The sequence below is a fragment of the Lawsonella sp. genome (assembly GCF_011525565.1).
Classification (GTDB): Bacteria; Actinomycetota; Actinomycetes; order Mycobacteriales; family Mycobacteriaceae; genus Lawsonella; species Lawsonella clevelandensis_A.
In genome coordinates this window covers 137,867-150,679 of sequence record NZ_WVRS01000003.1, presented here as the reverse complement: position 1 = coordinate 150,679, position 12,813 = coordinate 137,867, and the positions used below count along the sequence as shown (strand labels likewise).

The 12,813-nt window shown below is 50.1% G+C and carries 10 protein-coding genes and 1 pseudogene; all 11 read right to left on the bottom strand.

Annotated features, from left to right (window positions below; all coding sequences use genetic code 11):
- Positions 1-81 precede the first annotated feature (81 nt).
- The gene (locus QZV76_RS03555) at positions 82-774 is read right to left on the bottom strand and encodes an FtsQ-type POTRA domain-containing protein (protein ID WP_290598413.1); all 693 of its coding nucleotides are present in this window, start codon (positions 772-774) and stop codon (positions 82-84) included.
- Positions 775-778: 4 nt separating this feature from the next.
- Positions 779-2,236 (bottom strand): UDP-N-acetylmuramate--L-alanine ligase, encoded by a 1,458-nt coding sequence (murC, locus tag QZV76_RS03550; protein ID WP_290598412.1) that lies wholly within the window; start codon positions 2,234-2,236, stop codon positions 779-781.
- 21 nt (positions 2,237-2,257) lie between these two features.
- Complete coding sequence (locus QZV76_RS03545) at positions 2,258-3,448, bottom strand: UDP-N-acetylglucosamine--N-acetylmuramyl-(pentapeptide) pyrophosphoryl-undecaprenol N-acetylglucosamine transferase (protein WP_290598411.1); 1,191 nt, start codon at positions 3,446-3,448, stop codon at positions 2,258-2,260.
- 33 nt (positions 3,449-3,481) lie between these two features.
- Positions 3,482-5,140, bottom strand: coding sequence for a putative peptidoglycan glycosyltransferase FtsW (locus tag QZV76_RS03540; RefSeq protein ID WP_290598410.1), 1,659 nt, complete (start codon positions 5,138-5,140; stop codon positions 3,482-3,484).
- Positions 5,141-5,180: 40 nt separating this feature from the next.
- Positions 5,181-6,605 (bottom strand): UDP-N-acetylmuramoyl-L-alanine--D-glutamate ligase, encoded by a 1,425-nt coding sequence (gene murD / locus QZV76_RS03535; protein ID WP_290598409.1) that lies wholly within the window; start codon positions 6,603-6,605, stop codon positions 5,181-5,183.
- Positions 6,606-7,697 carry a phospho-N-acetylmuramoyl-pentapeptide-transferase gene (gene mraY / locus QZV76_RS03530; RefSeq protein WP_290598408.1) on the bottom strand — a complete coding sequence of 364 codons (1,092 nt, stop codon included), beginning with the start codon at positions 7,695-7,697 and terminating at the stop codon, positions 6,606-6,608.
- A 12-nt stretch (positions 7,698-7,709) separates the two neighbouring features.
- Positions 7,710-9,200 (bottom strand): UDP-N-acetylmuramoyl-tripeptide--D-alanyl-D-alanine ligase, encoded by a 1,491-nt coding sequence (gene murF / locus QZV76_RS03525; protein ID WP_290598407.1) that lies wholly within the window; start codon positions 9,198-9,200, stop codon positions 7,710-7,712.
- Between the two features lie 56 nt (positions 9,201-9,256).
- Entirely contained in the window at positions 9,257-10,777 is a 1,521-nt protein-coding gene (locus tag QZV76_RS03520) for a UDP-N-acetylmuramoyl-L-alanyl-D-glutamate--2,6-diaminopimelate ligase (protein WP_290598406.1), read from the bottom strand.
- A gap of 87 nt (positions 10,778-10,864) precedes the next feature.
- Positions 10,865-11,398 (bottom strand): annotated as a pseudogene (locus QZV76_RS03515) (penicillin-binding transpeptidase domain-containing protein); the annotation flags it as partial.
- A complete protein-coding gene (locus tag QZV76_RS03510) occupies positions 11,343-12,227 on the bottom strand; it encodes a Mur ligase family protein (RefSeq protein WP_290598405.1) in 885 nt (294 codons plus the stop codon). The pseudogene QZV76_RS03515 and the gene QZV76_RS03510, both read right to left, overlap by 56 nt.
- Before the next feature lie 87 nt (positions 12,228-12,314).
- Positions 12,315-12,813: penicillin-binding transpeptidase domain-containing protein (locus QZV76_RS03505; RefSeq protein ID WP_290598404.1), on the bottom strand; the 499-nt coding region annotated here is incomplete at its 5' end.

Genomic DNA, 12,813 nt, shown 5'->3' with positions numbered 1-12,813 from the left:
GATAAAGAATAAAGACCGTCACAGAGTGCCCAAAATAGACACACCGGAAGAACCAAAATTAATGAGGGACTCTATCTTTTACTAGCGCCTAGTGGGAAGTTCTGGGTTAGAAACATTCCAGGTAGCGCCCGGCTGCGTAAGCACAATACGCATCGATTCCACTTTTTCATCTAACCGCGTGGGAGACCCTAGCTCCACAGTTCTCCCACTACGCATCCGCAAAACGACCATTGCTGCAGAATCTACAGTAATTGTCCGCACTCGTGTAAGAATGTCCTTGGGCAAATGCTGGGCAGTTGTTAACGCAGCCTCCCGCTGCAACGTATTGTGAAGCGGCTGAGGCACCACAATCTCAGGAATGCGACGCGTAGGGCGCCGCACATGCATCGCTACTCCACTCGCGTCCAACTCGTACATCTTCCCCTCAAACTCGCAATAAACAAGAGGGGTACGCTCCGTCACTTCCACCGTAACAAGATGCGGATAGCTCTTTTCCACACGCACATGTTTTACTCGCGGAAGCTCCGCAATTCGCACAGCAACATCATGAGTATCCAACTCAGCCATACGCGTATTCATAGGAATTTGAGCCTGCTGCAGAACTTGCTCCTTTGTAAGGACCCGAATTCCCTCCACTGACGTATCTGTGACAAGGAAAAGAGGTGTCGCAAAGAGCACAACAGCAGCTGCGAGAATAGCAACAATAACAACACCGAGCACTGTCTGTAGTCCTATCCGCACAGAAGAAGACACAGCACGGCGTTCTTCAGCCACAGTCCTAGCCTTTCAAGAGAGCGATGACGGCATCGGCTTCCATAGTAACGTTGCCGGCACCCATCGTCAGGACAATATCTCCTGGCTCCGCAATGGCAGCAACATCGTAAGGCACTTTAGAAAAGTCCGGTTGATACTTATGCGGGATGGTGAGCTGAGTAGTAATAAGTTCGCTTGTGACACCCGGGATAGGCTTCTCCCTCGCCCCATAAATATCCAGGACAATAGCATAATCGGCAAGGTCAAGGGCCTTCGCGAATTCTTCTGCGAACTGCTCTGTACGGGAGAACAAATGCGGCTGGAAACAGACAATGACACGCCCTGGATGACCTAGGCCTTGTGCGTCCGCGTCAGCTACTTCACGTGCCGCAGTAAGTACTGCCCGTGCCTCCGTAGGATGATGGGCGTAATCGTCATAAACACGAATTCCCCCTACATGGCCGTGATACTGAAAACGTCGATTCACTCCCCCAAAATGGGTAAGCGCCTCCAAGGCTTCACTGACATCTCCGCCATAGTCACGAACAGCGATCAAGGCGGCAAGCGCATTCAACGCCATGTGCTCTCCGGGAACGGGAAGTACTAGTTCACGTGGACTATCGTCTCCTGCAAGATGAATACGAGCCACTAGCCCATCTAAAGTAGGCTCCCACGCCTCCAACACCCCCGCCATGGGAATTCCATCGCGTTGTGCCTGTGCTGCCGCAGCTGCTGTTCCATATCCAAGGACCCGAATTCCCTTTTGTACAGCATAAAGCGCTAATGTGTGCGATCCTGGATCATCCACGCACACAATTAATGAGCCCGCAGGATCAATACAATCGAGAAAATCTGCAAAGACCTGACAGTAGGCTTCTGGGGTACCGAAGAAATTAAGATGGTCCGGTTCTACGTTTGTGACAATTGCCATGCTCGCGCGATACTGCAGCAACGATGCATCAGATTCATCAGCCTCCGCGATAAAAAGATCCCCCGAACCATGATGGGCGTTAGTTCCGGTTTCGTGGAGGGCACCACCGACAGCAAAAGACGGATCACAGCCTAAAGATTGGAAGGAAACAACCGCCATTGATGTCGTAGAGGTTTTGCCGTGAGTACCTGCCACTAGCAGAGTCTTGTATCCCTGCATCAACTGGGCAAGAACCTGCGACCGAGTACGGATAGGAATACCGAGACGGCGCGCTTCACGCAATTCTGGATTAGTGTCCGGGATTGCTGCATACGAGACAATAACGCAGGAAGGCTGTTCGGAGAGCAATTCAAGATTCTTAATGTCATGCCCAACTGCCACTTTTGCTCCCCGCGCGCTAAGTGATACGAGTGCGCGAGAATCGCGGACATCAGACCCACTTACTTCTCCTCCACGGGCAAGCAGAATACGCGCAACACCGGACATTCCCGCGCCACCAATACCAATCATGTGAACGCGTTGGAGTTCTGGGGGAAGAGTAGCCGTTATCATGCTGTTTTCTCCTAGTAGTGTCTAGTGTTGTGACGCGGGAAGCGAATAACCAACAAGATCACAAGCGGCGCGTGCTACATCTTCTGCAGCATTACGAGAGCCAGAGCGTAACGCCCCAGCAACGGCCGTCTGATATTTCCCAGGGGTAGTAAGAAGATTCTCTGCCCAGTCTATAACCTGCTGACCTGTAAGATCATGGTCGTTAATAAGAGTTCCCCCACCTGCTTCTATAACTGGCTGCGCATTAAGTGCCTGTTCGCCATTACCGATAGGAAGTGGAACATATAAAGCGGGAAGTCCCACAGCGGAAATCTCCGCGACTGTCATTGCTCCAGAACGACAGATAACACAATCAGCAGCAGCATATGCCAAGTTCATAGTGTTAATATAGGGAACTTGTATCTGGGCTGGTGCATAGTCTGGGGCAACATTTCGAGCAGTAATTCCCGATGGCAGTGAAAGATCCTTCGCACCAGCAGGTGCACCCCCGCGTGTAGGATCACCACAATCATAATTTTTGGGTCCTACCGCTTGCAGAACACCAATGTTTTTTTCAGCCAACCCAGAAACTGCTTCATTCATCACTCGGTTAAGAGACTGCGCCCCTTGTGAACCACCAAATTCCAAAAGAACGGGAGCCTGGGGATCAAGTCCAAAAAATTCACGTGCTTCTGCACGCAATGCAGAGCGATCCAGTTGGCTAATAGTGGGACGTACAGGGATTCCCACAACGTCAATGGGGAAACCGCACCCAGGTACTGCTCCAAGAACTCGACATGCGTGTCGAGCTCCAATTTTATTGGCAATCCCAGCTCGCGCATTAGCCTCATGCACAATGTAGGGAATATGTCGAGAACCTTTTCGAGCTGCTAAGTAGGCAGACATGGATACATACCCGCCAAAACCAATAAGGACATCCGCTGCGACATCATCCATAACATCACGAGCCTGTTTCACCGAGGTGTGTAACCGTCCCGGAACACGAAACAGTTCTTTCGTAAGATGACGCGGCAATGGTACTGCCTCAATCATGCGGAGGTCATACCCACGCGCGGGTACAAGATCTTTTTCTAAACCACGTTCAGTTCCTAGCGCTGTCACACGAATTGAGGGGTCGAGGTGCGTTAATGCATCAGCTACCGCCATTGCTGGTTCAATATGCCCCGCAGTACCTCCGCCAGCAAGTACTACGGAAAGAGATTTTCTCGTCATCTGTTATGTCCTCATTAGTGTGGATTAGCTCAATTAGCGTCGTGATCTTGGCCCATTGGGGCCAAAGTTATCGCCATAGCTTCCGCGTGGTGGAGGATTCCACCGACGGCCTTGTGGACGATCAAGCGGAGGAAGCGTGCGCGAACCAGTAGAATTTCCGCGTGAAGTAGGGGCTTTTCGTCTTCCCCCGGCGGATGATGATTGTCCAGGACGCGGCTTTGGTCGTTGCTGCTGCGCTCTAGGCGGTCCTGGGCGCGGATCTGCGCGACGAGGATCTGTACTGCGAGAGGCTTTTACAGAAACAGGGGTCTTTCCGACCATCCATTGTGCAATCCCTGTATATCGACCGAAATTAAGAACGTCATCTGGAGAATAAACATGCGGGGTGGAAAGATGCAGCGCTTTACCAATGCGTCCGCTTCCCGTACTAATAGCTGCTACAGCGGCTCTCTCATGACGTGCGGTACTGGTAATAAGCCCCAATAGGAAAAGTGTTGTTACCGTAGCGGAACCACCTGCGGAAATAAGAGGAAGCTGCAGACCTGTTACCGGAAGAGCGCCCGCAACATAGCCCATGTTAATAAACGCTTGAACCACTATTGACGTTGTTCCAACACTAGCGATAAGACGCATAGAAGGATCTAGCACGCGCCGTGCTATACGCAGACCTATCAGACCTAATGCGGTGTATAGCAATGTCACAATCACAGAACCAATAAGCCCAAGTTCTTCTCCAATAATGGCAAAAACGAAGTCGTTAGGAGCTTCTGGAAGATAAAAATACTTCGCCCGTGACTGCCCTAATCCAACTCCGCTAAAACCACCATCAGCCAGCGCCAACCGTGATTGATAAGACTGATAACCTGCCCCCTGCGCATCATATGTGCCACCTTTAAGTTGATGCCAGTAGGCAATAAGACGATCAGTACGGAATCCAGTAGTGAGCGTGAGAATAAGGAAGAGAGCGACAGCACCACCAATAGTTATCCAAATAACTTTGTTGGGGAGTCTACTAAAAAAGAGAAAGGCAACGAGAACAACACCAAACGTAACTGCCATACCCAAATCTCGTTGCACAATAACTAACGCAATAATGGGAATAAAAAGGCCAATGGGGCGAAGAGTATCGCCAATCTTTGACATTGGCGTTAATTGTCCCAGATAAAGCGCCACCACCACAATGATGATAACTTTGGCAAGTTCCGAAGGTTGGAATGCTACCGGTCCAAAAACGAACCATGAACGCGCACCATTACGTTCCTGTCCAACGCCAGGAATCGCCACAAGAATAAGTAAGAGGAAGGAGAATATATAGAGGGGGAAGGCTAATTTACGCAATGCTGAAAAAGGTATTCGCAAAGCGACGTAAAAGCCTAGCCACCCAATAAGCATGAAGATACATTGACGGATGAATACTGTGTAATAGTTTCCGTAATCTCGCAACGAGGCCGGGCCTGATGCATCGAGCACCATCACCACGCCAAGAATTGAGAGAATAATGCAGATTGTCACTATAAGGTGAACATCAGCGAGAGGACCGGTGTAGTAATTCCGGAAACCTGCCACAAACTTCTGCAGTTCTGCTTTAACAGGACTACCGATCTTCTGCTTTTTACTGGTATCTTCGTGGTTCGTCTCCGTAGCGTGAGTGGATGCAGCATTACCGACGTTCTTGATAGACTCAGTCGCCATACTGTCCTCCCTTCTCCCGTGACGGAGTGGTGTTGTCCTCTTAATGCTTCAGTATGGTCGTGGCGAAAAGATCACCGCGTTGTCCATATCCAGTAAACATGTCATAGCTAGCAGCGGCAGGTGCTAAAAGTACCGTGTCGCCAGATTGTGCCATTTCTTGTGCAGCAGCGACAGCTTCTACCATAGCCTGCTCTGTCTCTTCTGCTGGCGGTGGCGTATCTGTTCCATCATCACCAGTGCGAATACGAACTACTGGTATCTCAGGACGTGCTGTGTGGAGAGCATTGACAATAAGATCCCCATCTTTTCCGATAATGACAGCGCCACGTAGACGGGCACCTACCTCATCAATAAGTGGAGTAATATCAGCTCCCTTGAGCTGTCCACCGGCGATCCACACAATAGAGCTATAGCCCAGCATAGAGCTACGTGCGGCATGCGGATTCGTGGCTTTTGAATCATCAACATAGGTGATGCCGTCAATAGTAGTAACGACAGCATTACGATGTGGGGCCACAACAAAATCTTTAAGTGCATCGTTGACGTCCTGCGGCATCGCTCCTGCTGCCATTGCAAGTGCTGCGGCTGCCCCTGCATCGAGAACACCAGCGGGACCTGCTGGGTGAATATCGGCGCACTCTATAAGAAAACGAGCTGCGTCATTAGGCCCAAATGCATTATCGAAAAGTCCATTTTCGTGGACTCCAATCTGGCCACGTACTGGTTCTCCGGCACGGAACCCAATAACAAACTGTGCAGAACACTCATCGCCAGCTGCGGCAGCACGCGGGTCATCAAGACCCACAATGGCATAGAGACCATTCAACACTCGCGCCTTATCCGCTGCGTATGCCTCTACTGAGCCATGCCAATCGAGATGGTCTTCATCAATGTTTAGTAATGCTCCGGCCAGCGGTTTCACACTGGGAGCCCAATGCAGTTGGAAACTAGAGAGTTCACAGACAAGAACATCGGGGTGATTCGGATCCAGAAGGGCTTCTTCAATGGGGTAGCCGATATTACCGCAGGCTACCGCGGACATTCCCGCTTGTTGGCAGATGGCAGTCGTCATACCCACTGTGGTGGTTTTACCATTCGTCCCGGTAACGGCGAGCCATACACGAGAAGGTCCACACAAACTAGCCTTATCGACGTGCCAGCATAGTTCTACATCCCCCCATACCGGCACATTAGCTGCGGTAGTAGCAGTAAAAAAAGGATGATGCGGAGGGATACCTGGGCTTGTCACAACAAGTGCGGCCTCACTGAGGGCATCTTCTGCTTCTGCCATTGTGAGAACACTGTCGGCTATGTCGCTGGCTTTGGCACGCGCAGCATCCTCATCCTCCACCACAATGGGGATAGCCCCAATATGACGCAGTAGACGCGCCGCCGCGAGGCCAGAGACTCCTGCACCCAAAACAAATACTTTTTGATCAGTAAGATCTATGGGCATTGCAGGCATTTATACCACCACCTTTGATAGCCAGTCTGCATAGAAAACGGCCATACCGAGTCCTGCAGACAATCCAGCAATCAGCCAGAATCGTACAATAACAGTCGTTTCTTTCCATCCACCCAACTCAAAGTGATGATGGAAAGGTGCCATACGCAGAATACGTCGTCCTGTCGCTTTAAAGAACCCTACCTGCAGTACAACAGAGAAAATTTCAATAACGAAAAGAGCACCAATAACAACCATGAGGAGCTCTGTTCTACTCACAATAGAGATACCCGCAACTAAACCACCCAACGCTAGCGAGCCAGTGTCACCCATAAATATTTTGGCGGGGTTACAGTTCCACCAGAGAAAACCTATACACGCACCTAGTGCAGCCGCACACAAGATAGAGATATCTAGTGGGTCTCTTACCTGATAGCATCCCACTGCATTACCAGTAGTTGAGCATGCATTGCGGAATTGCCAGAAAGTAATAATGGTGTAGGCACCCATGACTAACGCCATAGAACCAGCAGCTAAGCCATCCAGACCATCAGTGATATTGACAGCATTGGACCAAGCGGTAATAACAAAATAGGCAAATATGATGAAGACGATGCCACCGCCTGCTGCCATACTCATTACCGGAATATCGCGAGTTATGGAGAAAAATTTCGATGCTGGTGTCAGACCATGCTCATTGGGGAAGAAAATAGCAAGAACAGCAAAGAGAATAGCGGCAACAAACTGTCCTAGGAATTTCGCCTTTGGGGTAAGCCCCAGGTTACGTTTCTTGAAAACTTTAATCGCATCATCTGCGAAACCGACTAGTCCAAGGCACGTCGTCAGCATGAGGACAAGGAGTCCAGATGCAGCTGGCCCTCCCCCATCTGTTAAGGCACCCACTAGGACGCCGGAAAAGTACCCCGCCCAAATACCAGCAAGGATTGCCAAACCACCCATGGTGGGTGTTCCGGCCTTCACTAAGTGAGTTTGCGGTCCATCTTCACGAATCTCTTGACGAATATCGCGTTGTCGAAATTTTTTAATGAGCACTGGTGTCAGCAGTATGGAAACTAACACTGATACACACAGTGCAACAATAATTTGAGCCACTAGTTTGATCCTTTACTCAGCTGCTCCATTAGCGGCAGAGATAATGGTGTCCGCAATAGTCCAGAGTCCGACGGCTTGCGATGCCTTCACCAAGATCACATCACCCGGGTGATAATGCTCAGAGAGGTATGCGGCAGCGTCCTCCTTATTATCTATGCTCACTGCTGAAACTCCCATTTCATGTGCAGCGTCACAAAGAGAATTCATCTCCGGGTTACTACCCACAGTAAGGACATGATCAATTCCGCAGTCGGCGAGAGTCTTCGCAAGAGCAACATGCTGGGAGATGGACTCTTTCCCCAGCTCTCCCATTAAACCTAGGATTGCCCAACTTTCTCTCTTCATTTCTGTAGAGGTACGCGCCATATTACTTAGCGCAGCAATAGCTGCTCGCATAGAGTCCGGATTGGCGTTATAGGAATCGTTAATAACGATGGTGCTGTTGGAAAGTTTCTTCACATCCATCCGCCGACCAGAGACAATAGTTGCTTGACTCAAGGCTGTAATTGCTTGTTGCAGAGGAATATCACACGCGTGTGCCACAATTAATGCCGCAAGTGAGTTCAGTACATTATGCTCGCCAGAAACAGCTAGTTGGACAGGGTATTCATGCCCTAACGCCGATAATGTATAGCTTGCACGTGACAATCTGTCCATGCGGATATCTACTGCAGTGAAATCTGCACTGGGGCGAGTTCCGAAGGTAATAACACGCGCTTTTGTACGCTGCGACATTTGCGAAACACGATCATCATCAGCATTGAGGATAGCAATGCCTCCATAGGCTGCTGCAGGAAGTGCTTCTACTAATTCCCCTTTTGCTTGGGCAATAGCTTCCTGTGAACCAAATTCACCCAAATGCGCATGTCCTACATTAAGAACGACACCTATTGTTGGGGCAACAATCTCGGTGAGATCGTGAATATGACCAATTCCTCGGGCAGACATTTCCAGTACTAAGAAACGTGTATTTCGGTCAGCGCGGAGAGCGGTCCAGGGGAAACCTAATTCATTGTTGAACGATCCAGGTGGAGATACTACTGCACCTGCTGTGGACAATACTTGTGTGACAAGATCCTTTGTTGTGGTTTTCCCGGAAGAACCGGTAATACCGACAACAGTTAATGACTCTTCATCGATCAGCGTTTTCACCACATAGCGAGCCAATTTAGCGAGTGCCTGTAGAATAGCTGCAGTGCAACCATTCTCATCATTCTCTAGAGCTGTAGCGCGAGAATCTACTTTCCCCAGAGGCTGCACCATAATAGCGGGCACCTCAACAGGACGAGTTGCTATTACTGCCACTGCCCCATCAGCAATAGCTGCCGCAGCAAAATCATGCCCATCGACTCGTGCCCCTGGGATACATAGAAAAAGCCCCCCTGGAGTCACCTTACGACTATCAAACTCGACAGTACCGTTCACAACAGTATGAGGATCGGCAGCCTCGTTAAGGGTGCCACCAACAATCGTGGCAATTTGATCCAATGAGAGAGGGATCACTCGTTTCCTTCTTCCGCTTTAGCTTTCTTCTCTTCGCTATCGCTGAAATAACCTGTTCAAAGACTACCAGTCCGGCGCTCCTGTAGAGCAGCGCGAACCTCTTCCCGATCATCAAAATGGTGGATGACCCCATTCACATTCTGGCCTGTCTCATGCCCTTTGCCAGCAACGAGAACTGCATCTCCTGGTTCTGCCCATGCAATAGCAGCACGAATAGCAGCTGCTCGATCGCCTATATTACGTACTTCCCCACGCTCTTCTGTGGGAAGTTCATAAGCCCCAGCCTCTACAGCTGCACGAATTACTGCTGGATCCTCCGAACGAGGATTGTCATCGGTAACAATAAATAAGTCAGATCCACGTGCTGCCTCCCGACCCATAATGGCACGCTTACTAGCATCACGATCCCCACCAGCGCCGAGAACAACACATAGCCTTCCCTTAATCTCACTACGAAGAGTAGCGATAACAGCAGCTACCGCGGCAGGCTTATGCGCGTAATCAACAATTGCTAAATAATCCTGACCTTCATCAATACGCTGTAAACGGCCCGGAACGACAACATGAGCAATACCAGCAAGAGCATCCTCAATGGGTAGCCCAGCAAGTTCCGAAACAGCAAGAGCAACAAGCGCATTAGCAACATTAAAACGCCCCGGCATAGGTAAAACAAGCTTGTGCTCATTCCCCTGCGGATCAGTGATAACACACTGTTGCGTACCATCATCAGCAATACTAGAAGGACCTGCACTGTAATCAGCATTACCGGTAGTAGACACCGTGACCGGAGTACATCCAGAAGCCTCCGCTATATCGCGCATGCGAAGACCCCAGCTATCATCTATACAAATGACGGCACGATCACAACAAGTTCCTGAGTCCTTCGTAAATAGCCGTGCTTTAGCCTGGAAGTACTCCTCCATAGTGTGATGAAAGTCCAGATGATCCTGCGAAAGGTTGAGAAACGCACCAATACGGAATCGCGTACCGCCCACTCGTCCCAGCAGTAACGAATGGCTAGAGACCTCCATGACAATACGGTGCACACCGTCATCCCTCATGGTAGCGAAAAGACGTTGCAGATCCGGTGCTTCCGGAGTAGTCAGCGAACTGGGAACACGTACACCATTAATACGCGAACCAGTAGTACCAATCATGCCAACAGAATGGCCCGCAGTACGAAAAGCCGATTCAATCAGATAGGACGTTGTCGTTTTCCCGGAGGTACCAGTAATACCAATAACCGGAACATCGTAAGAAGGATTCCCATAGATCGCTGCGCTAACTCTGCCAAGTACAGCGCGAATATCATCAACGACCAGTAGAGGTATGTTATTCACTCCGGTGGAAGCGACAATACGGGCTCCCTCTGGATCAGTCAGAACGGCAGAAGCACCGCGCTGACAGGCATCCTCAACAAAATGAGCTCCATGAACATGCAATCCTGGCAAAGCCGCAAACATGTCCCCCGGCTGTACTGCAGCGGATTGAAGCGTGATTCCAGAAATCTCGGTACTACCATCCTTGCTGGTACACGTGCTAGTACACAAGACAGCAAGGTCTTTAAGAGTCTGCATAATGAGTAGTTCTTTCCAACGATGTTAGTAGAAGATGCTAATAGTAATTCCAGTAGTTTAATGCCAGCGCTTACCAGACTACCGGTTTCAGCCAGCCTGCAGAATCAAGCGTGGAGCAGGTGGGGAAAGTGGCACGTTATCACGGGTAAGAAGCCACTGCGCAATATCGTGGAAAAGTGGAGCAGCCGACTGACCACCTTCCCCATGCACGCCACGTACGGGGTTATCCAGCATGATGGCAATAACATAACGGGGATTATCCGCGGGAGCTATACCAGCAAAGGTAATCCAATACATACTGTTGGAGTAGCAATTACACCCGGGATCTACTTGCTGCGCCGTTCCCGTCTTTCCAGAAATCTGGTAGCCCTCAACTGCAGCTTGCGGACCCGTACCTTGTTGATAGCCCGTATCGTCCTGAACTACTGCGCGAAACATATTACGCACTGTACGGGCTGTTTCAGTAGAAACAACACGCACAGCGGAAGGCTCATCCTGGTGAATAACCTGCCCATTAGATTTCGTTATTGAGGCAATAATGCGCGGCGGGATACGCACACCATCATTAGCGATGGTCTGATACACCTTGCGTACCATCATCAGCAATACTAGAAGGACCTGCACTGTAATCAGCATTACCGGTAGTAGACACCGTGACCGGAGTACATCCAGAAGCCTCCGCTATATCGCGCATGCGAAGACCCCAGCTATCATCTATACAAATGACGGCACGATCACAACAAGTTCCTGAGTCCTTCGTAAATAGCCGTGCTTTAGCCTGGAAGTACTCCTCCATAGTGTGATGAAAGTCCAGATGATCCTGCGAAAGGTTGAGAAACGCACCAATACGGAATCGCGTACCGCCCACTCGTCCCAGCAGTAACGAATGGCTAGAGACCTCCATGACAATACGGTGCACACCGTCATCCCTCATGGTAGCGAAAAGACGTTGCAGATCCGGTGCTTCCGGAGTAGTCAGCGAACTGGGAACACGTACACCATTAATACGCGAACCAGTAGTACCAATCATGCCAACAGAATGGCCCGCAGTACGAAAAGCCGATTCAATCAGATAGGACGTTGTCGTTTTCCCGGAGGTACCAGTAATACCAATAACCGGAACATCGTAAGAAGGATTCCCATAGATCGCTGCGCTAACTCTGCCAAGTACAGCGCGAATATCATCAACGACCAGTAGAGGTATGTTATTCACTCCGGTGGAAGCGACAATACGGGCTCCCTCTGGATCAGTCAGAACGGCAGAAGCACCGCGCTGACAGGCATCCTCAACAAAATGAGCTCCATGAACATGCAATCCTGGCAAAGCCGCAAACATGTCCCCCGGCTGTACTGCAGCGGATTGAAGCGTGATTCCAGAAATCTCGGTACTACCATCCTTGCTGGTACACGTGCTAGTACACAAGACAGCAAGGTCTTTAAGAGTCTGCATAATGAGTAGTTCTTTCCAACGATGTTAGTAGAAGATGCTAATAGTAATTCCAGTAGTTTAATGCCAGCGCTTACCAGACTACCGGTTTCAGCCAGCCTGCAGAATCAAGCGTGGAGCAGGTGGGGAAAGTGGCACGTTATCACGGGTAAGAAGCCACTGCGCAATATCGTGGAAAAGTGGAGCAGCCGACTGACCACCTTCCCCATGCACGCCACGTACGGGGTTATCCAGCATGATGGCAATAACATAACGGGGATTATCCGCGGGAGCTATACCAGCAAAGGTAATCCAATACATACTGTTGGAGTAGCAATTACACCCGGGATCTACTTGCTGCGCCGTTCCCGTCTTTCCAGAAATCTGGTAGCCCTCAACTGCAGCTTGCGGACCCGTACCTTGTTGATAGCCCGTATCGTCCTGAACTACTGCGCGAAACATATTACGCACTGTACGGGCTGTTTCAGTAGAAACAACACGCACAGCGGAAGGCTCATCCTGGTGAATAACCTGCCCATTAGATTTCGTTATTGAGGCAATAATGCGCGGCGGGATACGCACACCATCATTAGCGATGGTCTGATACACC

Coding starts and splice junctions, on each gene's coding strand:
- murC (WP_290598412.1), bottom strand. CDS start 2,236: ATGATAACGGCTACTCTTCCCCCAGAACTCCAACGCGTTCACATGATT.
- QZV76_RS03545 (WP_290598411.1), bottom strand. CDS start 3,448: ATGACGAGAAAATCTCTTTCCGTAGTACTTGCTGGCGGAGGTACTGCG.
- QZV76_RS03510 (WP_290598405.1), bottom strand. CDS start 12,227: ATGCAGACTCTTAAAGACCTTGCTGTCTTGTGTACTAGCACGTGTACC.
- QZV76_RS03540 (WP_290598410.1), bottom strand. CDS start 5,140: ATGGCGACTGAGTCTATCAAGAACGTCGGTAATGCTGCATCCACTCAC.
- QZV76_RS03520 (WP_290598406.1), bottom strand. CDS start 10,777: ATGCAGACTCTTAAAGACCTTGCTGTCTTGTGTACTAGCACGTGTACC.
- murD (WP_290598409.1), bottom strand. CDS start 6,605: ATGCCTGCAATGCCCATAGATCTTACTGATCAAAAAGTATTTGTTTTG.